Source organism: Paracoccus sp. P2, from assembly GCF_046335115.1.
Lineage (GTDB): Bacteria > Pseudomonadota > Alphaproteobacteria > Rhodobacterales > Rhodobacteraceae > Paracoccus > Paracoccus pantotrophus.
The window spans coordinates 51,996-73,599 of sequence record NZ_JBGOSN010000006.1; the positions used below are offsets into that span (position 1 = coordinate 51,996).

Here is a 21,604-nt window from a genome sequence, read left to right on the forward strand (position 1 = left end):
CAAATCCCCTGGGAGGACCGATGACCACCTATTCCGCCCCCATCCGCGACATGCAATTCGTCCTGCATGACGTGCTCGAGATCTCGAAGCAGGATCTGCCGGGCTATGGCGAACTTGACCGCGACTTCACCCAGGCCGTGCTGGAAGCGGCCGGCAAGCTCGCATCCGAGGTGCTGGCGCCGCTGAACCCCGTCGGCGACCGCGAGGGCTGCAGGCTGGAAAACGGCGTCGTCCACACGCCCAAGGGCTTTGCCGAGGCCTTCGAGCAGATGCGCGAGGGCGGCTGGACCGCGCTCGACTGCGACCCGGAATACGGCGGCCAGGGCATGCCCTATGTGATCGGCCTGGCGGCGGGCGAGATGTTCTCGGCCTCGAACATGGCCTTCACCATGTATCAGGGCCTGACCCACGGCGCCTATTCCGCCATCCACGCCCATGGCACCGAGCAGCAGAAGGCCACCTACCTGCCCCGGATGGTCAGCTGCGAATGGACCGGCACCATGAACCTGACCGAACCCCATGCCGGCACCGACCTGGGCCTGCTGCGCACCAGGGCCGAGCCGCAGGAGGATGGCAGCTACCGGATCACCGGCCAGAAGATCTTCATCTCGGCCGGCGACCACGACATGGCGCAGAACGTGATCCACCTGGTGCTGGCCAAGGCGCCGGGCGGCGGCGAGGGCACCAAGGGCATCTCGCTCTTCATCGTGCCGAAGTTCCTGGTCAACGAGGACGGCTCGCTGGGCGAGCGCAACGCGCTCTCGGTCGGCAATCTCGAGGAAAAGATGGGCATCCACGGCAATGCCACCTGCGTCATGAACTACGATGGCGCCAAGGGCTGGCTCTTGGGAGATCTGCACAAGGGCATGCGCGCCATGTTCACCATGATGAACGAGGCCCGGATCGGCGTCGGCCTGCAAGGCTATTCGGTGGCCGAGGCCGCCTATCAGAACGCAGTGGCCTATGCCCGCGAGCGCCTGCAAGGCCGCGCCGTGACCGGCGAGGAAAACCCCTCGGGACCGGCCGACCCGCTGATCGTGCATCCCGACATCCGCCGCAACCTGATGGACCAGAAAAGCTTCCTCGAGGGCGCCCGCGCGTTGGCCTTCTGGGGTGCGCATCTGATCGACCGCGCCGTGCTGGCCGGGGACAAGCAGGCGCACGACCTCGTCTCGCTGCTGACGCCGGTGATCAAGGGCTTTTTGACCGACAGGGGCTTCGAGACGGCGGTGCAGGCCCAGCAGGTCTTCGGCGGCCACGGCTATATCGAGGAGCAGGGCATGTCGCAATTCGTCCGCGACGCCCGCATCGCCATGATCTACGAGGGCGCGAACGGCGTGCAGGCGCTGGACCTGGTCGGCCGCAAGCTCGCGGCCGAGGGCGGCAGGCCGATCATGGCCTTCTTCGAGCTGGTCAAGTCCGAGATCAAGGCGCATGAGGGCGATGCGGCGCTGAAGGCCGATTTCCTCGATCCCCTGAAGGCGGCCTCGAAGGATCTGCAATCGGCGGCGATGTTCTTCATGGAGCAGGGCATGAAGAACCCGAACGGGGCGCTGGCCGGCTCCTACGACTTCATGCACCTGTTCGGCCATGTCGCGCTGGGGCTGATGTGGACGCGCATGGCCGCCGCTTCCAGGGCGGCGCTGGCGGCCGGCACCGAGGATCCCGCCTTCCACGAGACCAAGCTGGCGACAGGCCGCTATTACATGGCGCGGCAGCTGCCGATGACCGCGACGCATCTGGCGCGCATCCGCTCGGGCGCCGCGCCGGTGATGGCGCTGGCGGCGGATCGGTTCTGAAACGGGAGAGGGGGGCGCCGGGTGGCACGGTCGCATGGGTATTTGGAAAACGGTGAAAGGGCGATGCTGCGCCCCGGATGACCGGGCTTTCCGAAAATGCCAGGGTCGTCCGGAGCGCTTTCACCGTTTGCGGTCATCGGCTCCCCAGCCTGTACCGCCCCTCGAGCCTAGGTCAGAAATATTGAGAAAAGGTTAATCGCTTCACCGTTTCACAAATACCCATGCGACCGGAAAGCCCGGCGCCAGGCCGGAAGGAAAGGAAACAGCATGACCGCCCAGCTTCACTGCTTCGGGGAATCCGGCCATTCCTACAAGGTGGCGCTGATGATGCAGCTGACCGGGTATCCCTGGCAGCCGGTCTTCGTGGATTTCTTCGGCGGCGCCATGCGCGGTGCAGAGTATCGCCTGCTCAATGAGATGGCCGAGGCGCCGGTCTTCGTCGAGGACGACCTGACGCTGACCCAGTCCGGCGTGATCCTGATGCATCTGGCCGAGAGGACCGGGCGCTTCATGGAGGGCGACCGGAGCGAGATCCTGCGCTGGCTGTTCTGGGACAACCACAAGGGCTCGGCGCAATTCGGCGCGCTGCGCTTCCTGATGAACTTCCTGCCGCCCGAGAAGCGCCCGGCCGAGGCCATCGCCTGGCTGCAGGGGCGCTGCAGGGCGGCGCTGAAGGTGCTGGACGGGCACCTGGCCGGCCGCGCCTGGCTGGCGGGCGAGACGCCCAGCATCGCCGACCTGTCCTGTTGCAGCTATCTCTATTACCCTGAGCCCTTCGGCTTCACCCGCGCCGAATGGCCGCATATCGACGCCTGGCTGACGCGTATCGCGGCGCTGCCCGGCTGGAAACATCCCTATGACCTGATGCCCGGCAATCCCGCGGACCGGGCCGCGAAGGAGGACGCATGACCGAAGCCTATATCTATGACGCCGCCCGCACCCCGCGCGGCAAGGGCCGTCCCGACGGCAGCCTGCACGAAGTCACCTCGGTCGCGCTTTCCGCCCGGCTGCTGAACGCCGTCAAGGAGCGCAACGGGCTCGAGGGCCATGCCGTCGAGGACGTGATCTGGGGCAATGTCACCCAGGTCAAGGAGCAGGGCGGCTGCCTTGCCCGCTCGGCGGTGCTGGAATCCGACCTGGACGAGTCGATCCCCGGCCTTGCCATCAACCGCTTCTGCGCCTCGGGCATGGAGGCGGTGAACCTGGCCGCGAACCAGGTCCGGGGCGGCGCCGGCCAGGCCTATATCGCCGGGGGCGTCGAGATGATGGGCCGCGTCGCCATGGGCAGCGACGGCGCCGCCATCGCGGTCGATCCCAGCCTGACCTTCAAGACCTATTTCGTGCCGCAGGGCATCAGCGCCGACATCATCGCCACCGAATACGGCTTTTCCCGCGAGGAGGCCGATGCCCTGGCCGTCGAGAGCCAGCGCCGCGCCGCCATCGCCTGGGAGGAGGGTCGCTTCGCCAGGTCCATCGTGCCGGTCAGGGACCAGAACGGGCTGACCATCCTCGACCACGACGAATACATGCGGCCCGGCACCACGCTGGAGGATCTGGCCAGGCTGAAGGCCAGCTTCAAGGAGATGGGCGAGACCATGCCCGGCTTCGACAAGGTGGCGATGCTGAAATACCCGCATCTGGACCATATCGAGCATATCCACCATGCCGGCAACAGCTCGGGCATTGTCGACGGCGCCGCCGCGGTGCTGATCGGCAATGCGGAATTCGGCAAGGCCCACGGGCTGAAGCCCCGCGCCCGCATCCGCGCCACCGCCAAGATCGGCACCGATCCGACGATCATGCTGACCGGCCCGGTGCCGGTGACGGAAAAGATCCTGCGCGATTCGGGAATGGCGATCAGCGACATCGACCTTTTCGAGGTGAACGAGGCCTTTGCGGCCGTGGTCCTGCGCTTCATGCAGGCCTTCCAGGTCGATCCCGCCGTGGTCAACGTCAATGGCGGCGCCATCGCCCTGGGCCACCCGCTGGGCGCCACCGGCGCCATCATCATCGGCACGCTGCTCGACGAGTTGGAGCGGCAGGACAAGACCGTGGGCCTTGCCACGCTCTGCATCGCGTCCGGCATGGGCGCGGCCACCATCATCGAGCGCGTCTGAGGGAGGGGAAGATGACCGATTTCACCATGGATAAGGGCGCCGACGGCGTCGCCATCATCACCTGGGACGTGCCGGGCAAGTCGATGAACGTGCTGTCGCTGGACGGCGCCGCCGAACTGAACGCGCTGATCGACGATGCGCTGGCCGACGCGGCCGTGAAGGGCGTGGTCATCACCAGCGGCAAGAAGGATTTCGCCGCCGGCATGGACCTGAACGTCATCGCCGGCATGAAGCAGGGCGGCGCGCAGGCGGTGTTCGACGGCGTGATGACGCTGCATCATCTGCTGCGCAAGATCGAGTTGGCGGGGATGGACCCCAAGACCAAGAAGGGCGGCAAGCCCGTCGCAGCCGCCCTGCCCGGCACCGCGCTGGGGATCGGGCTGGAACTGCCGCTGGCCACGCATCGCATCTTTGCCGCCGAGAACTCCAAGGCCAAGATCGGCCTGCCCGAGATCATGGTCGGCATCTTTCCCGGCGCCGGCGGCACCACCCGGCTGGTGCGCAAGCTGGGCGCCATGGGCGCCGCGCCCTTCCTGCTGGAGGGCAAGCTCAACGACCCGGCCAGGGCCAAGTCCGCCGGGCTGATCGACGAGGTGGTGGCCGATCCGGTCGCCGCGGCCCGCGAATGGGTGCTGAAGGCCAGCGACGCCGACCTGGTCAAGCCCTGGGACGCCAAGGGCTACAAGATGCCGGGCGGCGAACCTTACCACCCGGCCGGCTTCATGACCTTCGTCGGCGCCAGCGCCATGGTGCATGGCAAGACGCTGGGCGTCTATCCGGCCGCCAAGGCGCTGCTGAGCGCCGTCTACGAGGGCGCCATGGTGCCCTTCGACACGGCGCTGAAGATCGAGGCGCGCTGGTTTACCAATGTGCTGATGAACCCCAGCTCGACCGCGATGATCCGCAGCCTGTTCATCAACAAGGAGGCGCTGGAGAAGGGCGCGAACCGCCCCGAAGTCCCCGATCAAAGCGTGAGGAAAGTCGGGATCCTCGGCGCCGGCATGATGGGCGCCGGCATCGCCTATGTCTCGGCCATGGCCGGGATCGAGGTGGTGCTGATCGATTCGACGCAAGAGGCGGCCGAGCGCGGCAAGTCCTATTCCACGGGCCTGCTCGACAAGGCGATCAGCCGCCGCAAATCCACCGAGGAGAAGAAGGCCGAAGTGCTTTCCCGCATCACGCCCACCACCGATTACGCCGCCCTGCAAGGCTGCGACCTGGTGGTCGAGGCGGTCTTCGAAGATCCCGCCGTCAAGGCCGAGGTTACGAAACGGGCCGAGGCGGCGATCCCGCAGGACGCGATCTTCGCCACCAACACCTCGACCCTGCCGATCACCGAACTGGCCAAGGCCAGCGCCCGGCCCGACCAGTTCATCGGCATCCATTTCTTCAGCCCCGTGGACAAGATGCTGCTGGTCGAGATCATCAAGGGCCGCGAGACCGGCCCGCGCGCGGTGGCCAAGGCGCTGGATTTCGTGCGCCAGATCCGCAAGACCCCCATCGTGGTCAACGACGCGCGCTTCTTCTATGCCAACCGCTGCATCATCCCCTATATCAACGAGGGCATCCGCATGGTGGCCGAAGGGGTCAGCCCGGTGTTGATCGAGAACGCCGCCAAGATGATGGGCATGCCGCTGGGGCCGCTGCAACTGGTGGACGAGACCTCGATCGACCTCGGCGTCAAGATCGCCAAGGCGACGAAGGCGGCCATGGGCGACGCCTATCCGGACGGGGCGGTGGATGCGGTGATCTTCAAGCTCGCCGACCAGGGCCGGCTGGGCCGCAAGACCAAGGCCGGTTTCTACGACTATGACGAGGGGGCCAAGCGCCAGGGCTTCTGGTCCGGCCTTGCGACCGAATGGCCGGAAGCCGAGACCCAGCCCGAACTGACCGAGATCCAGCACCGGCTGATGTTCGCGCAATCGCTGGAAGCGGTCCGGGCGCTCGAGGAAGGCGTGCTCGAGGACATCCGCGAAGGCGATGTCGGGGCCATCCTCGGCTGGGGCTTCGCGCCCTGGTCGGGCGGCCCCTTCGGCTGGCTCGACATGCTGGGCGCCCCGCGCGCGGTCGAGATCGCCGACAGCCTGGCGGAAAAATCCGGCCGCCGCTTCGCCGCCCCGCAGCTGCTCAGGGACATGGCCGCCAAGGGCGAAAGCTTCTACGGCCGCTTCGGCGCCGGCAAGCAGGCTGCCTGAAATCTCGCGGCGGACAGGGCCGGCCTGGCCCTGTCCGCCCGGTTGCCGGGGTATTTTCAGAACGGAGAAAGCCGCTGCCGGGCCAATGCCGAAACCTCGGCAGAAAAGGCGCGACCAGGGCGGCTCACCGTTTCCCAAATACTCGAAAAGCGCCGAAGGGCTGTCCCTCCGGCGCTTCTCTGTTCCCCAAATACCCCGGCAACCGCGCCCCAAGGCGCGATCAGATCAGCCCTTCGGCCCGGAACGCCACGCGCAGGTCGCTTTCGGGCCGGGCGCCGACATGGCCGATGACCTCGGCCGCCGCGATGCAGCCCATGCGCCCCGCCGCCGCCAGGTCGGCGCCCACGGCCAGGCCGTAGATCAGCCCGGCCGCGAACTGGTCGCCCGCCCCGGTCGCATCCACCGGCACCACGCGATGCACCGGCGCGCTCACCCGTTCGGCCCCGCGGATCAGGATCGCATCCTCGCCCGAGCGGGTGCAGATCACCGTGCCGCAATCACCCGTGGCCAGGCGCAGCGCCTCCTCCAGATCCTCGACCTGATAGAGCGATTGCCATTCGTGGACATTGCCGATGACGTAATCCATCGGCCCGGCCACCAGCCGGCGGAAATCGGCGCGGTGGCGGTCGACGCAGAACGGGTCCGACAGCGCGATCCCCGCCTGTCCGCCCGCCTTGTGGCAGGCATCGGCCGCCTTCAGGAAGGCCGCCTTGCCGGCATCCTTGTCGAAGAGATAGCCTTCCAGGAACAGCCAGCCGGCGCCGCTGAAGGTTGCGGGGTTCACGTCGTCGGGGCCCAATTCACCGGAAATCCCCAGATAGGTGTTCATCGACCGCTCGCCATCCGGCGTGACGAAGATGATCGAGCGCGAGGTCGGCGCGACATCCCCCGCCACCGGCGGGTTGACGAAAACCGTGCCCTGCGCCTCGGTCTGCTCGGCATAGCTCAGCCCCAGGGGATCGCCCGCCACCTTGCCAATGAAGGCGGTGCGCAGCCCCAGCATCCCCAGCCCCGCCAGCGTATTGGCAACCGAGCCGCCCGGCACCAGCCGCGCCTTGCCCGCCTGCGGGTCGGCCGATTGCGCGGCCATCAGGAACTCGGACCGCTCGCGGTCGATCAGCTGCATGATGCCCTTTTCCACCTCCAGCCGCGTCAGCGTGGCGTCCGAGGTCGGCGCGATCACGTCCATCACGGCATTGCCGATCCCGATCACATAGGGGGTGGTCATTCGGTCTTCTCCTCGTAGGGGCAGAGATCTTCGATGGGGCAGATCCGGCAGCGCGGCCGCCGGGCCTGGCAGATATAGCGGCCGTGCAGGATCAGCCAGTGATGCGCGTTCTGCTGGAAGGGGACGGGGACGTTGTCCTCGATGGCACGCTCGACCTCCTCGACATCGCGGCCCGGCGCGATGCGGGTGCGGTTGCCGACCCGGAAGATATGCGTGTCCACCGCCTGGGCCGGAAAGTTGAACACGCTGTTCAGCACCACATTGGCGGTCTTGCGCCCGACGCCGGGCAGGGTCATCAGCGCCGCGCGCGATTGCGGCACCTCGCCGCCATATTCCTCGACCAGCCGGCGCGACAGGGCGATGACATTCTTCGCTTTCTGGCGGTAAAGCCCGATGGTCTTGATCTCCTCGGTCAGCGCCTCGACGCCCAGTTCCAGCATCTGTTGCGGCGTGGTCACGCGCTGGAACAGCGATTTCGTCGCCTTGTTCACCCCGACATCGGTCGCCTGCGCCGACAGCGCCACCGCCACCAGCAGGGTGAAGGCGTTCACATATTGCAGTTCGGTCACGGGATGCGGATTGGCCTCGCGCAGGCGCGAAAAGATCGCGACCTGGGCGGCATAGGGCAAGGCGGGCGGAAGGCGGGAAAGGGTGCTGCGTGCCATGCGCCCCAGATGCCCTGCCACGGTGCCATGCGCAAGCATTCGCGCATGGATTCGGGGCGCGGTTGCGCTAGTCTGCCCCGGCGACAGTAGCGAGTCAGGCATGACAGGAACGCTTTTCTCCCTTGCCCAGCCCCAGCCGGGTCTGCGGGTTACGCTCACCACCCAGCCGGACCAGAATGCCGGCGCGGTGCTTTGTCGCGGGCGCTTTCCGACGCCGCTCGGCACCGTGGTCGCGTTGGGGGCGGGTGGCGCGCTCTGGGGCCTGGGCTTTGCCGGCCCCATCCCCGAGGACCGGGTCGAGGCCGATCTCATCGCCCGCTTCCCCGGCGCCCGGCTGGTCGAGGCGCCCGAGGCGCTGGCACCGGCCGTCCAGGCGCTGCTGGCCGGCGAGGGCGAGATTGCCGTGCGCCTGACGGGCACCGCGTTCCAGATGCAGGTCTGGCGGGCCCTGGCCCAGGTGCCGCCGGGCCAGGTCATCAGCTATGCCATGCTGGCCGAACGCATCGGCCGCCCCAACGCCCTGCGTGCGGTGGGCACGGCGGTCGGGCAGAACCCGGTCTCCTGGGCGATCCCCTGCCATCGCGTGATCCGCACCGACGGCCGCATCGGCGGCTATCACTGGGGCGAGGCGGTCAAGCGCGCCCTGCTCGCGCGCGAAGGCGCGAGCATCGCACCCCCCGCCATCGCCGCTTTGTGAGCCGCGCGCGGCGATTTCCCGTCTATTCCTGTGGAGTTGGTCCGGAACCCATGCCAATGTGACCGCGTTTGGGCATCAGCCGCCGGTCCCGGCAAGCCAGGGGCCGGCCGCGTCGCAAGGACAGGCGGCGTCGGATCGCCCTGAAAAGAAAGGTAAAAGAATGAAGACCCGTATTTCGCTGCTTCTCGCCTCGGCGGGCGTGATCGCCATCAGCGCCTGCGCGCCGACCGATCCCTACGGCCAGCCCCAGCAGACCAGCCGGACCCAGCAGGGTGCCATTGCCGGCGCGGTGGTGGGCGGCCTGATCGGTGCCGGCGAAAGCCGCTCGAACGCCGTCAAGGGCGCGATCATCGGCGCCACGGCGGGCGCCGTGGGCGGCTCGATCCTGGACCAGCAGCAGCGCGCGTTGCAGCAATCGCTGAACAACCCGAACATCCAGATCGTGAACCACGGCACCCACCTGTCGGTGGTGATGCCGGAAACCACGCTGTTCGCCACCGATTCCGCGGCGGTGGGGGCGCAGGGGCAGAACGATCTCTACACCATCGCCCGCAACCTCAACCAATATCCGAACAGCCGTATCCAGATCGTCGGCCATACCGACAGCACCGGCTCGGCCGCCTACAACCAGGATCTGTCCGAGCGCCGGGCGCGTTCGGTTGCGGGCATCCTGGCCGCCGGCGGCGTGTCGCAATCGCGCCTCACCACCCTGGGCCGCGGCGCGACCCAGCCGGTCGCCTCGAACAACACCGCCGCGGGCCGGGCGCAGAACCGCCGCGTGGAAATCCTGATCGTTCCGACCCGCTGATCGCAGCAGGGATGCCAGGCGCGGGCCGGCTGCCGAAAGGCGGCCGGCCCTCTGCTTTTGCGCCCTTTCCGTCCGCATCCCGGACGGGCGAAAACGGAAAAACCCCCGAAGCGTCTCCGCCTCGGGGGTCCGGTCCTTGTCCCATGAAGATGCGTGGCCGCATCCCTCTTGGGCGATCCACAGCCTCAGTTCAGCCGCCGGCCTACTTCCTCGATCGCCTTGTCGATGCCGGCGCTGCGCTCGGCCGGGCTGGCCTGCTTGCCCAGGATCTCGGTCGCGGCGCCGATCGCCGTCTGGATGGCGCGGTCGCGCACGGCGCGCACGGCCTCGGCCTCGGCGCTGGCGATCTGCTCCTCGGCGGCCTTCAGGCGGCGCTCGATCGACAGTTGCAGCGCCTTCTTGGCCTTCTCGGCTTCCGAAACCGCCTCGCGCTTGGCATTGGCGACGATCTCGTCCGCCTGGCCCTTCACCTCGCGCTGGCGGCGCTCGTAGCTGGCATAGATCTCCTGCGCTTCCTCGCGCAGGCGACGGGCCTCGGCCAGATCATTGCGGATGCCTTCGGCCCGCTTGTCCAGCAACCCGCCGACGATCTGCGGCACCCGGAAATAGACCAGGATGCCGACGAACAGCAGGAAGGCCAGCGTGACGATGAAGTCGGTGTTGCGCAGCGAGAAGAACGGGCCCGAAGCGGCAAGCGCAGGGCTCGCCATCAGGGCAAAGAGAACGCTCAGACGTTTCATTGCAGCGCCCCCTTCAGTCGCTGGTCGACCGCCGCATCGACCAGAGCCTGATCGACCTTGCCGCCGAAATTCTCCACCAGCGCCGCAGTCACCTCGCGGGCGACATTGCGCGCATCCTCGATGGCCGAGGCGCGGATCTCGCCGATGCGCTTTTCGGATTCCGCCGCGCGCGCGGCGATTTCCGCATCGGCATGGGCGATGGCGGCGTCCAGTTCCTTCTGGATCTCGGCCTTGTTGGCGGCCACGATCTTGCCGGCCTCGGCGCGGGCATCGGCCAGCGCCCTGTCATAGGCGGCTTCGGCTTCCTTGGCCTTCTGCTTGAATTCCTCGGCAGCCATCAGATCGCCGGTGATGGCGCCCTGGCGGTCCGAGATGACGCCGCCGATGCGCGGCAGCGCGATCCGCGACAGAACCCAGTAGATCACCGCCAGGATGACCAGCAGCCAGAAGATCTGGTTGCCGAAGGTGGTGAAATCCAGTTGCGGCATGCCGGGGGCGCTGGCGGCATGGCCGGCCGCGCCATGGGCTGCATCCGCCGCGCCGGCTACGGCATGGGCCGCATCGGCGCCATGACCCGCCGCTTCGGCGGATTCGGTGATGACCACCGTTTCAGAGTCTTCGACCACGACGGGCGCGGTCTGTTGCAACAGGCTGAACATATCCTACCCCATGCCGGTCGTTTCACAATCGGGTGGGCGCATCATGCGCCCACCCAACCGCAAGGATGGCAAAAGGATCAGACTGCGAACAGCAGCAGCAGCGCGACCAGGAACGAGAAGATGCCCAGGGCTTCCGCGAAGGCCATGCCGATGAACAGCGTGGCGGTCTGCGAGGCAGCGGCCGACGGGTTGCGCAGCGCGCCCGCCAGATAGTTGCCGGCGACATTGCCCACCCCCATGGCGGCGCCCGCCATGCCGACGCAAGCCAGACCGGCGCCGAGATACTGTCCCAGTTGACCCAGATTTTCCATGTTCATGCTCCTTGAGGCTTTGGAAAGGGTTTTCGTTTTCAGACCTTGGCTGCCCGGCTCAGTGCGCCGGATGCAGCGCGTCCTTCAGATAGACGCAGGTCAGGATGGTGAAGACATAGGCCTGGATCAGGCACACCAGCACCTCCAGCCCATACATGGCGGTGATGGCGACGACCGAGACCGGGGCGATCGCGGCAACGGCGGCGAAGGCGGCAAAGACCTTGATCACCGCGTGCCCCGCCATGATGTTGCCGGCAAGTCGGATCGAATGGCTGACCGGGCGCACGAAATACGAGATCAGCTCGATCACCGCCAGCACCGGGCGCAGCGCCAGCGGCGCCGAGCTGACCCAGAACAGGCCCAGGAAATGCGCGCCGTTCTTGACGAAGCCCAGCACGGTCACGCCGGCAAAGACCAGCACGGCCAGCACCGCCGTCACGGCGATATGCGAGGTCGGCGAAAAGCTTTTCGGCAGCAGGCCCAGGAAGTTCGCGAACAGGATGAAGCAGAACAGCGTCATCACATAGGGGAAGTATTTCAGCCCGTCCTTGCCGGTCACGTCCTCGACCATCTTGTGGACCATGCCGTAAAGCAGTTCGGCGATGGACTGGACGCGGTTCGGCACGATGGCCCGGCCGCGGGTGCCAAAGACCAGAAGCGCGGTAATGGCCAGCGCCGCCAGCGCCATCCACAGCGTCGCATTGGTCGGCGTGTACCAGTTCACCGGCCCTTCGCCAAACAGCGGTTTGACGACGAACTGGTCCATCGGATGGAAAACCAGACCACCTGCTTCTTCTTCTGCCATCGTCATTCACCCTTGTCGTCGCCGGGACGCCCCGGTGTCTTGCCTATCTCGTTCGCGGTCCGCATCATGGTCCTGATGCCGGCCGCCAGTCCCAGCAGCACGAAGACCACCATGAAGACCGGTCGCAGGCCGGTCAGATAGTCCAGCCCGTATCCGATCCCGAAGCCCAGGGCCAATCCCGCCACCAGCTCGGTCACCATGCGCCAGGCCATGTTGGCCTGGCTGAAATGCTCTTCCCCGCGCGAGGGGGACTTGCCCGCCGCCTTCTTGCCCAGCCGGGCCTCCAGCGCGCGCAGCCGCTCCGCGTCTCGGGATCGCGCGGCATCATGGTCGTCCTCGGCCACGGCTCACACCCCCGTTATCGGTTGGCGCGGTGATAGGGACTCGCGCCCCCCGAGTCAAGCAAGGCACCGGAAATCGCAACCAATTGAAAAACAACGGTTCTGCAAAAGACGCCCATGGCGGAAACCCGGCCTTGCGATCCGGTGGGCATCCGCTCCATATTCAACCGGCAAGTTAAGCAAAGCCGATGCCCGCACAGCAGCCCAGCCTCGACGCCATTTTCTCCGCCCTCGCCGATCCGACGCGGCGGGCGATCCTTGCCATGCTGCTCGAGGACGACATGGCGGTGACGGATGTGGCGGCGCCCTTCGAGATGAGCCTGGCGGCGATCTCCAAGCATCTCGCGGTGCTGGCGGCGGCCGGGCTGATCCGGCAGGAACGGCGCGGCCGCATCATCTGGTGCAAGCTGGAACCCGACGGGCTGCGCAACGCCTCGGTCTGGATGCAGGGTTTCGGCCAGTTCGAGCCGGTGGACCTGGACGATTTCGAACGCTTCCTGCGCGAAGCCCTGCCGTTGACGGACGGAGATGCCCCCCCCTGACGCCCGCGCCGCGCAGCCCTGGAATGCAAAAAGGGCCGGGCAGATGCCCGGCCCTTGCGCCTCTCATTTCACGGTGATGCGGCCGTCCAGCTTCGGCACGAAGCCAGGCCCCTGCCGCGCCAGGTATTCGGCCAGCACATCCGCCAGGTCCGGGCCGAAATCATAGGCGTTCATCGCATTCTCGGCAAAGACCCGATAGCCGTCGCCGCCCGCGCGCATGTAGTTCTGCGACACCACGCCATAGACAGCCTCGCGGTCGATGGGCACCCAGTCCGAGCCGTCGCGCACCAGCACCTCGCTGATCCGGCTGCCGGCCGGGGCTTCGGGGTCCAGCGTGTATTTCAGCCCCGCGACCTGGGCGAAGCGCCCGGCGCCCTCCTCGATCTGGCTGGCGCCGTTTTCCAGCGCCGCGATGACGTCCGCGCCCTTCAGCTGGAAGGTGGAAAGCGTGTTCTGGAACGGCAGCACCGACAGCACGTCGCCCATCGTCACCACCCCCGCCGGGATCGAGGCGCGCAGGCCGCCGCCGTTCTGGATCGCGATGGTGATGCCCTGGTCCTTGACGCGCGCCAGCATGGCATCGGCCACCAGGCTGCCCATCTCGCATTCCCGCGCCCGGCACGATTCCCGGCTGCCGTCGATCGGCGCCGCGATCTCGGCCACGCGCTTCTGCTTGAGCTGCTCGATGGGCGCCGCCATCTCCTTGACCCGCGCGGCCAGCTTCTCGTCCGGCGCGACCGAGCCGTCCAGCAGGATCGGCTGCCCCTCGGCCTTGACCAGCTTGCCCTCGTCGTCCCAGGTCAGGACCAGATGGCCCAGGTATTTGCCATAGGCATAGGCGGTCGCCACCGGAACCTCGGTGCCGTCCGCGCCCTTGACCATGGTCGGATAGGGTCCGGCGGCACCCTCGAACTGTCCCAGCAGCGTATGGCTGTGGCCGCCGATGACCGCGTCTATCCCGGCCACCTCGGCCGCGAATTCCTGATCGCGCCTGTAGCCGGAATGGGTCAGGGCGATGATCTTGTTCACGCCCTGCTCGGTCAATTCCTGGACATCGGCCTTCAGGCTGTCCATGTCGTCCAGGAAGATGACCTTGTCGCCGGGCGCGGCGGTCTCGGGCGTGTCCATCGCCAGGGCCGAGACGATGCCCACCTGCTCCCCGCCGACATCCAGCACCAGAACGTCGCCGACCTTGTCCTTCAACTCGGGCGATTGCGACAGGTCCAGGTTGCCCGAGACGACCGGAAACTTGGCGCCCTCGGCCAGGATTTGCAGGCCCTGCGGCCCGTCGTCGAATTCGTGATTGCCGACCGCCATGGCGTCGAAGCCGATGGCGTTCATGAACTCGACCGTGTCCTTGCCCTTGTAGGTCGTATAGAAAAGGCTGCCCTGGTACTGGTCGCCCGCATCCAGCACGATGACGTTCTGGCCCTCGGCCTTCAGCCCGTCGCGCAGCTCGCGGATCTTGGTCGCCAGGCGCGCCACGCCGCCGAAGCATTCGCCCTTCGCCTCGGTCTCGGCGTCGCAGGTGCTGTCATAGGCGTTGATCGGCTCGATCCGGCTATGGAAATCGTTGATATGCAGCACATGCAGCGTGTAATCCGCCTGCGCCGCGCCAGAAGACAGCGCGACGATCGCCGCCGAAACCATGAGCCAGCGTTTCATCTCGATCCCTCTCACCCCGAATGTCCGAATGAACGGCAGATTGCGGGATGCCGGCCGCGGCGTCAATCGACGAAGCTGCAGGGGCGACGCGATGCCGCTTGACGGAGCGCATCACGCGACGCATGAACCCGCCATGCTGGTTTACAAGATCTTCCGCGCCGCCGAGTTCCAGGCATTCCAACGGCAGGGCCGCAGCGCCGGCGCGCCGGTGGACCTGGCGGACGGCTATGTCCACCTCTCCACCGCCGCGCAGCTGCCCGGCACACTCGCACGCCATTTCGCGGCCGAGGACGGGCTGCACCTGCTGGCGCTGGACGGCGACACCCTGCCCGAGCTGCGCTGGGAGCCCTCGCGCGGCGGCGATCTCTTTCCGCATCTCTACCGCGAATTGCGCATGGGCGACGTGCTCTGGAGCCGCCCCCTGCCCCTCGGCCCCGCCGGCCACGACATCGGAGATCTCGCATGACCCCCATCGAGCGGCTGGGCCTTGCCGCGCTGCATCGCCTGGACCCGGAACGCGCGCATGATCTCTCGATCCTCGCCCTGCGGCTCGGGCTGGTGCCGCTGCCGGGCAAACCCGTCACCTCGGACCGGCTGCGCACCCGCATCGCCGGGCTCGAGCTGCCGAACCCAGTGGGGCTGGCGGCCGGCTACGACAAGAACGCCCGCGCCCTGCCCGCATTGATGCGCGCGGGCTTCGGCTTCGTCGAGATCGGCGCCGCCACCCCGCGCCCGCAGCCCGGCAACCCCAAGCCGCGCCTGTTCCGCCTGACCCCGGACCGCGCCATCATCAACCGCTTCGGCTTCAACAACCAGGGCGCACAGGCCATCGCCGACCGGCTGGCGCAGCGCCCGGCAGGTATCCCGGTCGGGCTGAACATCGGCGCCAACAAGGACAGCGCCGACCGCAGCGCCGATTTCGCGCAGGTGGTGCGCATCGCCGGCCTGCACGCCGATTTCCTGACCGTCAACGTCTCCTCGCCCAATACCGAAAAGCTGCGCGACCTCCAGGGGCCCGAGGCGCTGTCAGCCCTGCTGCAAGGCGTGCTGGCGGCGCGCGACGCGCTGCCGAACCGCCCGCCGGTGTTCATCAAGATCGCTCCCGACCTCGACGATGCCGCGCTGGCCAATATCGCCGCCGTGGCGCTGGCCGCCCCGGTCGATGCGATCATCGCCACCAACACCACGCTTTCGCGCGACGGTCTCGCCTCGCCGCAGGCCAATGAGGCCGGCGGCCTTTCCGGTGCGCCGCTTTTCGACCGCTCGACCCGCATCCTCGCCCGGCTCTGGCGCGAGACCGGCGGCCGCGTGCCGCTGATCGGCGTCGGCGGCATCGGCTCGGCCGAGCAGGCCTGGCAAAAGCTGCGCGCCGGCGCCTCGGCCGTGCAGATCTATTCCGCGCTGGTCTACCAGGGCTTCTCGCTCGCCGCCCGGATCGCACGCGACCTCGACGAACGGCTCGCGCGCGAAAACCTCACGCTGGCCGAACTGACCGGCAGCGGCAACGCGGACTGGCTCTAGAACAGGTCTTCGTGACCCAGAAGCTGGTTCATGGTGTTCGACGGGTCCGAGCAGCCGGCATCGCCCACGATCCGCGCCGGCACCCCGGCCACGGTCTTGCAGGGCGGCACCTCGGCCAGCACCACCGAGCCGGCGGCGATGCGCGAATGATGGCCCACGCGAATATTGCCCAGCACCTTGGCGCCGGCGCCGATCATCACGCCGTTGCCGATCTTGGGATGGCGGTCGCCATCCTCCTTGCCGGTGCCGCCCAGCGTCACCGAATGCAGCATGGACACGTCGTTGCCGACCACCGCCGTCTCGCCGATGACGATGGAATGGGCATGGTCGATCATCACGCCCGTGCCGATCTTCGCCGCCGGGTGAATATCGACGCCGAACACTTCCGAGCAGCGCATCTGCACGAAATAGGCCATGTCGCGCCGGCCCTGCTGCCACAGCCAATGCCCGATGCGATAGGCCTGCAGCGCCTGGTAGCCCTTGAAGAACAGGATCGGCTGCATCAGCCGATGCGTCGCCGGGTCGCGCTCATAGACCGCCAGCAGGTCGGCCTGCGCCGCCGCCGACAGTTCCGGCGCGCGGGCAAAGGCATCGTCGGCGATCTCGCGCAGGATCTGCTCGCTCATCTCGCGCGAGGCCAGCTTCAGCGAAAAGCGATAGGCCAGCGCCGCCTCGAACGTGGCGTGATGCAGCAGCCCGGCATGGATCAGCGCGCCCAGCAGGGGCTCGTCGCGCACGGCGATCCGCGCCTCGCGCTGGATGCGGCCCCAGACCGAATCGCGCGGGGCATCGCGCGCATCGGACAGCGGCTCGATCATGTCTTTCTGCAAGTTCATACGGGCGCCCGTCAGTTTCACCCGCCGAGTCTAGCGGAAACCGGCGGGCGCGAAAAGTCCGCTCAGTCCGGCAGCCGCAATTCCCACCAATGCAGCACGATGCGCACCTTGCCGCCGGCGAACTGCCCGCCCGCGGCCGTCAGCCGCAGGGGCGCGGGCTCCCAGAACACCACGGGCGGCGAAGCCAGCCCGCGCGCCCAGGAGCCCTGCGCCTTGCCCAGCCCGTGACCGAATCGCGTCAGGCTGTCCGAACTGCCCGCCGTGCCCAAGGACCACGAACTCGCGCTGCCGGTGATCGCCTCCAGCACCCGCGCGGTGGCGCCGATGACCAGCGCGCCGGGCGGCACCGCCATCGCCGTCTCGGCCCAGTCGCCCGCGCCCAGCGTCACGTCCTCGTGCAGCTGCCGTGCCAGCAGGCCCGATCCGTGCTGGCCCAGGGTGATGGCGCCGGGCACCCAGGCCCCGCCGCCATGGATCGCCACCACCCCCTGATCGGCGACCAGCGCGCGCCGGCCGAAACCCGGCTCGACAAAGACCCAGCCGCCATTCGCGCCGATGGCGATCTTGCCGCCCTGCCCCTCCCAGGCGTTGACGGCGCCCTGCGGCACGCCCCAGCACAGCCCGTCCACCACCGTCTCGGGCGGGGTGATGCGGGTCAGGCTTTGCAGCACCAGATCGACCTGCCCGTCCAGCCGCATCAGCGCCTCGTTCACCGTGACATGTTTCTGCGCCTGCGCCGGCATCAGCAGCGGCAGGGCGCAATTCGCGGTCGTGTTCTCAGACATGGATCATCCTCCTTGCATAGGGCCCGGCCCCGAACGTGTCGGAAAGCTGGGCGACCTCGACGGCAAAGCCGCCACCCGAGGCGGCCTGGGACCAGGCGCCGTCCGGCACCGCCCAGCGCGGCTCGGCCAGCACGGCCTCGGCCAGCACCTGCCCGTCCCGGACCAGCCGGGCGGCGTAACGCTCCTGCGCCTCGCCCAGCGGCACGTCCGGCCCGTCCCAGCCGTCGCCCTGCACCCGCGTGCGCCGGATCCAGGTCACGACCCGGCCGCGGACCTCCAGGTGGCAGGGCGACAGCGGCCGCAGCCCGGCGCCGCGGAACGCCGCGGCGATATGGCGATAGCTGGCATCGTCCGGGCTGCGCGAGGCCGGCCCGATGCGCCAATGCCGCAGCTGGTTGCGGGCCGAGGGCGGCAGGTCGACCTGCGCCGCCGCCCCGTCCAGCAGCACCACCACGCTGCCGGCCGGCCACACCTCCGGCATGAAGGCATCCGTCCCCGCCTGCCCGCGCAGCCGCGTCGAGATCTCCCAGAGCCCGGCCGAGACCAGCCGCGCCTCGGCGAATTGCAGCAATTCCCAGCCCTCGGCCGATCCGTCGCCGATCGCCAGCAGGTTCGCCCCCGCCAGCAGCGCCTCGGCGCTGGCCGAGCGCAGGTTGCCGCCCTTGACCCGCAGCCGCAGCGCCGGCCCGCGATCCCAGACCCCCGGCCGCGCCGCCGACAGCGGCCCTTCCGTCACCCCCATGACCGAAGGCTCGGCCAGCGTCGCGTTCAGCGCATAGCCCCCCGCCTCCTCGGTCGAGACCCAGGCGGCGGCGGCCCCCGGCCAGGGCGTCGCCGTCACCGCCAGATGCGGCGCATGCGCCGCCTCGTCGCCGCGCAACAGCGGCAGGTCCAGAAACACCGGCCAGACCGGGATCGGCGGCACGAAGGGGCGCAGCACCGCCCCCTCCTCGACCAGGCGGGCCGGGCGATAGACCCCCGGCTCGACCCGCACCGCATCCACCGTGATCGCGCCCGCCCGCTCGATGCGGTCGATGCGCCAGCGTTTCGCCTGCGTGCCCGGCTCGGCCAGTCGCACCACGTCCCCCGGCCCCAGATGCCCCAGCGAAGGCGGCAGCGCGAACCGCACCGCGTCCCGCGCCACCGCCGCCTCGGACAGCCAGCGTTCCGCCAGCGCCCGCCCCTCGGCCCGCGTCAGCGCCATGGCCAGCTCGCTGTCCGAGACCGCCAGGAACTCGGCCCCCGGCATCATCGTCTCGGCCGTGCGCGCGGCATAATCGCCGCCCGCCTCGACATGGGTCAGCCGGATGCGGCCCACCATCTCGGCATCGGCGGCGCGCGAGACCTCGGGCGCCTCGACCTCCTCGGCCAGCGCCATGTCGCCGGGCCCCAGTTCCGCATCGACCCGCGCGCCCCGCATGACGAAGCGCAGGACGCCGTCGCGCTCGACCGCGTCGACACCATGCGCCAGCATCAGGGGCTGCAAGGCCGCGCGCCCGCTCTCGGCGCCCGACAGCGCATAGCCGCGCACCAGCCCGCGCAGCCCCTCGGCGTCGAAGGCCCGCACGCCCGCCTCGCGGCAGATCTCGGCCACCACATCGGCCAGCGGCACCGCGCCGGCCCGGCCGTTGAGCCAATGCCCGCGCTCCCAGGCCGGGCCGTCCGACCACAGGTCGGTCCGCGCCGGAAAGGCCGGATAGGGCCGCGCATCCCAGCACCAGACATGCGCGCGCGCCATATCCACCATCCGCCCCGCCCCGGTCCTGCCGAATGCCCCGCGCGGCGGATTGTTCGCCGGGTCCGACCAGAACCCGGTCATCGCCCGCACATAGGCCGCCTGGACCAGGTCGTCCCGCCGCCCGTCCGAAAACCAGGGCAGCATCGACTCGGAACTCATCGCGTCCAGGAACTTGTTGGGCTGGTTGGTGCCCTTGTCCAGCGCCGCGCAGCCCATCTCGGTGAACCATATCGGCTTCAGGCCCGGCACCCAGGCCGAGGGCTGCGCCTGCCGCACCCCGCCGATGCGGTCGTGATGCGCGTTCTGCCACCAGCCGCGGATGTCCTTGTAGCGCCAGATCCAATGCTCGTGATGCGCGCCGTCATGGATGGGGGTGCGCCGCTGCGCCAGCCGGTCGGCATCGCTGGCGTAATACCAGTCGTAACCCTCGCCGCCGGCGACATTGCCCAGCAGATAGGCCGGATCGTCGATGCGCCGCCAATGCGCGTCCAGATGATCCTCGCCCTCGCGCCAATCCGACAGCGGCATGTAATTGTCGATGCCGACAAAGTCGATGTTCTCGTCCGCCCAAAGCGGGTCCAGGTGGAAATGCACGTCGCCACCCCCGGGGTGATGGCCGAAATATTCCGACCAGTCGGCGGCATAGCCGATCCTGACCCCCTCGCCCAGAATCCCGCGCACATCCGCCGCCAGCCGCCGCAACTGCTGCACGGCCGGGAACGAATGCCCCGCCGCCATGATCGTGGTCAGCCCGACCATCTCGGAGCCGATCAGAAAGGCGTCGATGCCCCCCGCGGCGGCGCAAAGATGCGCGTAATGCAGGATGAACCGGCGATAGGACCACTCCTCCGGCCCGCGATAGCGGATCACCGAACCGTTGCGGGTGAAATCCCCCGCCTCGGCCGCGCCGAAGAACCGCGCCACCTCGGCCGCGGCCGCGGCGGTGCCCACGGGACTGCCCTCGCGTCCCGGCGCGACGCTGGTGGTGATGCGCCCGCGCCAGGGCATGACCGGCTGGTCCGCGGCCCCGCTCCAGGGATCGGGCCGGCCGTTCTCCGCCAGCTGCTCCATCAGGATGAAGGGATAGAACACCGCCTTGCGCCCGCTTTCCGCGATCGCCCGCAGCGCCTCGATCACCGCGCCGTCGGCCGGCGTGCCGCCATAGATCGGCCGGCCATCGACCCGCGCCACCGCCTGCGCCTCGCCGCGCCCGATGCCGCCGGCGCGCCAGGCCATCCCCCGCCCATCGCGCGACAGATCCTCGATCTTGGGCCGCAGCCGGCATTCGCCGACCCGCAGATCGTCGCCGAACCAGGACACCACCAGCGAGACCGAGCCGACATTGGGCAATTCCCGCCCCAATGTCGCCATCGAGGCCAGGAAATCCGTCGCCCCCAGCGCGCTGTTGCGATTGGCGACCCGCATCTCGCCCAGGCCGATGTCATAGCTGACCGGCGTGGTCGCCAACGCATATTCCCCGGTGCCGGGGATCATCGCCACCGCCTGCACCTCGCGCGCAAGGCCCCCGCCCTGCCTGGCCGCCCGCGTGACCTCGAAGGACAGCTGCGGCACCCGGTTGCCCCATTTCTCCAGCGCCAGATCCTCCAGCACCACATAGGCCAAGCCGCGATAGGCCGGCGCCGCCTCGCCCTCCTCGGCGGCGATGGCCGGGTCGGGCAGCTGCTCCTCGCAGCCCGGATAGACCCGCATGTTCAGTTCGTCGGCCGAGACCTCCTCGCCATCGGCCCAGATGCGGCCCACGCCCAGGATCGGCCCCTCGCACAGCGCCAGGGCCAGGCTCAGCCGATAGCCGATCTGCGTCACCCGCGGGCCCGAGCCCTTGCCGCCGCCCTGGCTGCGCCGGGTCTCGACCAGCGGGCCGGCCCAGATCGCATGGCCCGGCACCCGCATCTGACCCCAGACCCGCGCGATCGGCGTGCCCTCGCCCGCGGTCTGGATGCGCATCCGGTCCACGCGGCCGGTTTCGACCGCCTTCGAGCCGCCACCCAGCAGGCGCTGGTCGATCACCCGGCCCAGGCTCGCGCCCACCGCCCGGCCGATGACGGCGCCCGAAAGCCCCAGAACCGTGCCGCCAAAGCCCGCCCCCAGCGAGGCCCCCGCCGCCGCCAGCAGAATCGTCGCCATTGCGCCC

Annotated in this window: 20 protein-coding genes; 9 read left to right on the forward strand and 11 right to left on the reverse strand. The window is 68.7% G+C overall.

The window, feature by feature from the left end; all coding sequences use genetic code 11:
- The first annotated feature begins 20 nt into the window (after positions 1-20).
- From ACDP63_RS05905 to ACDP63_RS05920, 4 genes are all read left to right on the forward strand, one after another.
- Positions 21-1,799, forward strand: coding sequence for an acyl-CoA dehydrogenase C-terminal domain-containing protein (locus ACDP63_RS05905; protein WP_024843661.1), 1,779 nt, complete (start codon positions 21-23; stop codon positions 1,797-1,799).
- Between the two features lie 267 nt (positions 1,800-2,066).
- Positions 2,067-2,708 carry a glutathione S-transferase family protein gene (locus ACDP63_RS05910; protein ID WP_024843662.1) on the forward strand — a complete coding sequence of 214 codons (642 nt, stop codon included), beginning with the start codon at positions 2,067-2,069 and terminating at the stop codon, positions 2,706-2,708.
- Positions 2,705-3,916 carry an acetyl-CoA C-acetyltransferase gene (locus ACDP63_RS05915; RefSeq protein WP_024843663.1) on the forward strand — a complete coding sequence of 404 codons (1,212 nt, stop codon included), beginning with the start codon at positions 2,705-2,707 and terminating at the stop codon, positions 3,914-3,916. Before ACDP63_RS05910 ends, ACDP63_RS05915 begins: the two co-directional genes overlap by 4 nt.
- A gap of 11 nt (positions 3,917-3,927) precedes the next feature.
- On the forward strand, positions 3,928-6,111 hold the full coding sequence (locus ACDP63_RS05920; RefSeq protein WP_024843664.1) for a 3-hydroxyacyl-CoA dehydrogenase NAD-binding domain-containing protein: 2,184 nt from the start codon (positions 3,928-3,930) through the stop codon (positions 6,109-6,111).
- Between the two features lie 220 nt (positions 6,112-6,331).
- Here the strand turns inward: ACDP63_RS05920 and ACDP63_RS05925 are convergent, their stop codons facing one another.
- Together ACDP63_RS05925 and nth are read right to left on the reverse strand one after the other, a co-directional pair.
- Positions 6,332-7,339, reverse strand: a complete 1,008-nt coding sequence (locus ACDP63_RS05925) for an adenosine kinase (protein ID WP_024843665.1) — start codon at positions 7,337-7,339, stop codon at positions 6,332-6,334.
- On the reverse strand, positions 7,336-8,004 hold the full coding sequence (gene nth, locus ACDP63_RS05930) for an endonuclease III (RefSeq protein WP_051419489.1): 669 nt from the start codon (positions 8,002-8,004) through the stop codon (positions 7,336-7,338). The genes ACDP63_RS05925 and nth overlap by 4 nt, the downstream gene beginning before the upstream one ends.
- Before the next feature lie 100 nt (positions 8,005-8,104).
- Between nth and ACDP63_RS05935 the strand changes: the two genes are divergently transcribed.
- Entirely contained in the window at positions 8,105-8,701 is a 597-nt protein-coding gene (locus tag ACDP63_RS05935; protein ID WP_024843667.1) for a methylated-DNA--[protein]-cysteine S-methyltransferase, read from the forward strand.
- Between the two features lie 160 nt (positions 8,702-8,861).
- On the forward strand, positions 8,862-9,509 hold the full coding sequence (locus ACDP63_RS05940) for an OmpA family protein (protein WP_024843668.1): 648 nt from the start codon (positions 8,862-8,864) through the stop codon (positions 9,507-9,509).
- Positions 9,510-9,694: 185 nt separating this feature from the next.
- On the opposite strand, the gene ACDP63_RS05945 is transcribed toward ACDP63_RS05940, so the two are convergent.
- From ACDP63_RS05945 to ACDP63_RS05965, 5 genes are all read right to left on the reverse strand, one after another.
- Complete coding sequence (locus ACDP63_RS05945; RefSeq protein ID WP_024843669.1) at positions 9,695-10,249, reverse strand: F0F1 ATP synthase subunit B; 555 nt, start codon at positions 10,247-10,249, stop codon at positions 9,695-9,697.
- Positions 10,246-10,908 (reverse strand): F0F1 ATP synthase subunit B', encoded by a 663-nt coding sequence (locus ACDP63_RS05950; RefSeq protein ID WP_409927853.1) that lies wholly within the window; start codon positions 10,906-10,908, stop codon positions 10,246-10,248. The genes ACDP63_RS05945 and ACDP63_RS05950 overlap by 4 nt, the downstream gene beginning before the upstream one ends.
- Before the next feature lie 77 nt (positions 10,909-10,985).
- Positions 10,986-11,219 carry a F0F1 ATP synthase subunit C gene (locus ACDP63_RS05955; RefSeq protein ID WP_010394077.1) on the reverse strand — a complete coding sequence of 78 codons (234 nt, stop codon included), beginning with the start codon at positions 11,217-11,219 and terminating at the stop codon, positions 10,986-10,988.
- A 58-nt stretch (positions 11,220-11,277) separates the two neighbouring features.
- Positions 11,278-12,024, reverse strand: coding sequence for a F0F1 ATP synthase subunit A (locus tag ACDP63_RS05960; protein ID WP_024843671.1), 747 nt, complete (start codon positions 12,022-12,024; stop codon positions 11,278-11,280).
- A 2-nt stretch (positions 12,025-12,026) separates the two neighbouring features.
- Positions 12,027-12,368 carry an AtpZ/AtpI family protein gene (locus ACDP63_RS05965; protein ID WP_024843672.1) on the reverse strand — a complete coding sequence of 114 codons (342 nt, stop codon included), beginning with the start codon at positions 12,366-12,368 and terminating at the stop codon, positions 12,027-12,029.
- 185 nt (positions 12,369-12,553) lie between these two features.
- On the opposite strand from ACDP63_RS05965, the gene ACDP63_RS05970 reads away from it, so the two are divergent.
- A complete protein-coding gene (locus ACDP63_RS05970; protein ID WP_024843673.1) occupies positions 12,554-12,907 on the forward strand; it encodes an ArsR/SmtB family transcription factor in 354 nt (117 codons plus the stop codon).
- 63 nt (positions 12,908-12,970) lie between these two features.
- Here the strand turns inward: ACDP63_RS05970 and ACDP63_RS05975 are convergent, their stop codons facing one another.
- Positions 12,971-14,572 (reverse strand): bifunctional metallophosphatase/5'-nucleotidase, encoded by a 1,602-nt coding sequence (locus ACDP63_RS05975; protein WP_028709964.1) that lies wholly within the window; start codon positions 14,570-14,572, stop codon positions 12,971-12,973.
- 91 nt (positions 14,573-14,663) lie between these two features.
- On the opposite strand from ACDP63_RS05975, the gene ACDP63_RS05980 reads away from it, so the two are divergent.
- Complete coding sequence (locus tag ACDP63_RS05980) at positions 14,664-15,038, forward strand: DUF952 domain-containing protein (RefSeq protein ID WP_081750459.1); 375 nt, start codon at positions 14,664-14,666, stop codon at positions 15,036-15,038.
- Entirely contained in the window at positions 15,035-16,093 is a 1,059-nt protein-coding gene (locus tag ACDP63_RS05985; protein WP_024843676.1) for a quinone-dependent dihydroorotate dehydrogenase, read from the forward strand. Before ACDP63_RS05980 ends, ACDP63_RS05985 begins: the two co-directional genes overlap by 4 nt.
- On the opposite strand, the gene cysE is transcribed toward ACDP63_RS05985, so the two are convergent.
- From cysE to ACDP63_RS06000, 3 genes are all read right to left on the reverse strand, one after another.
- Entirely contained in the window at positions 16,090-16,929 is an 840-nt protein-coding gene (cysE, locus tag ACDP63_RS05990) for a serine O-acetyltransferase (RefSeq protein ID WP_036747268.1), read from the reverse strand. The two genes, ACDP63_RS05985 and cysE, sit on opposite strands and share 4 nt — an antisense overlap.
- A 62-nt stretch (positions 16,930-16,991) precedes the next feature.
- On the reverse strand, positions 16,992-17,714 hold the full coding sequence (locus tag ACDP63_RS05995) for a DUF2793 domain-containing protein (protein ID WP_024843678.1): 723 nt from the start codon (positions 17,712-17,714) through the stop codon (positions 16,992-16,994).
- Entirely contained in the window at positions 17,707-21,597 is a 3,891-nt protein-coding gene (locus ACDP63_RS06000; protein ID WP_409927854.1) for a glycoside hydrolase/phage tail family protein, read from the reverse strand. The genes ACDP63_RS05995 and ACDP63_RS06000 overlap by 8 nt, the downstream gene beginning before the upstream one ends.
- Positions 21,598-21,604 lie beyond the last annotated feature (7 nt).

Excerpts from the sequence above, each read along its gene's own strand:
- ACDP63_RS05905 (WP_024843661.1), top strand. The coding sequence starts at position 21 with ATGACCACCTATTCCGCCCCCATCCGCGACATGCAATTCGTCCTGCAT.
- ACDP63_RS05910 (WP_024843662.1), top strand. The coding sequence starts at position 2,067 with ATGACCGCCCAGCTTCACTGCTTCGGGGAATCCGGCCATTCCTACAAG.
- ACDP63_RS05915 (WP_024843663.1), top strand. The coding sequence starts at position 2,705 with ATGACCGAAGCCTATATCTATGACGCCGCCCGCACCCCGCGCGGCAAG.
- ACDP63_RS05920 (WP_024843664.1), top strand. The coding sequence starts at position 3,928 with ATGACCGATTTCACCATGGATAAGGGCGCCGACGGCGTCGCCATCATC.
- ACDP63_RS05925 (WP_024843665.1), bottom strand. The coding sequence starts at position 7,339 with ATGACCACCCCCTATGTGATCGGGATCGGCAATGCCGTGATGGACGTG.
- nth (WP_051419489.1), bottom strand. The coding sequence starts at position 8,004 with ATGGCACGCAGCACCCTTTCCCGCCTTCCGCCCGCCTTGCCCTATGCC.
- ACDP63_RS05935 (WP_024843667.1), top strand. The coding sequence starts at position 8,105 with ATGACAGGAACGCTTTTCTCCCTTGCCCAGCCCCAGCCGGGTCTGCGG.
- ACDP63_RS05940 (WP_024843668.1), top strand. The coding sequence starts at position 8,862 with ATGAAGACCCGTATTTCGCTGCTTCTCGCCTCGGCGGGCGTGATCGCC.
- ACDP63_RS05945 (WP_024843669.1), bottom strand. The coding sequence starts at position 10,249 with ATGAAACGTCTGAGCGTTCTCTTTGCCCTGATGGCGAGCCCTGCGCTT.
- ACDP63_RS05950 (WP_409927853.1), bottom strand. The coding sequence starts at position 10,908 with ATGTTCAGCCTGTTGCAACAGACCGCGCCCGTCGTGGTCGAAGACTCT.
- ACDP63_RS05955 (WP_010394077.1), bottom strand. The coding sequence starts at position 11,219 with ATGGAAAATCTGGGTCAACTGGGACAGTATCTCGGCGCCGGTCTGGCT.
- ACDP63_RS05960 (WP_024843671.1), bottom strand. The coding sequence starts at position 12,024 with ATGGCAGAAGAAGAAGCAGGTGGTCTGGTTTTCCATCCGATGGACCAG.
- ACDP63_RS05970 (WP_024843673.1), top strand. The coding sequence starts at position 12,554 with ATGCCCGCACAGCAGCCCAGCCTCGACGCCATTTTCTCCGCCCTCGCC.
- ACDP63_RS05975 (WP_028709964.1), bottom strand. The coding sequence starts at position 14,572 with ATGAAACGCTGGCTCATGGTTTCGGCGGCGATCGTCGCGCTGTCTTCT.
- ACDP63_RS05980 (WP_081750459.1), top strand. The coding sequence starts at position 14,664 with ATGCCGCTTGACGGAGCGCATCACGCGACGCATGAACCCGCCATGCTG.
- ACDP63_RS05985 (WP_024843676.1), top strand. The coding sequence starts at position 15,035 with ATGACCCCCATCGAGCGGCTGGGCCTTGCCGCGCTGCATCGCCTGGAC.
- cysE (WP_036747268.1), bottom strand. The coding sequence starts at position 16,929 with ATGAACTTGCAGAAAGACATGATCGAGCCGCTGTCCGATGCGCGCGAT.
- ACDP63_RS05995 (WP_024843678.1), bottom strand. The coding sequence starts at position 17,714 with ATGTCTGAGAACACGACCGCGAATTGCGCCCTGCCGCTGCTGATGCCG.
- ACDP63_RS06000 (WP_409927854.1), bottom strand. The coding sequence starts at position 21,597 with ATGGCGACGATTCTGCTGGCGGCGGCGGGGGCCTCGCTGGGGGCGGGC.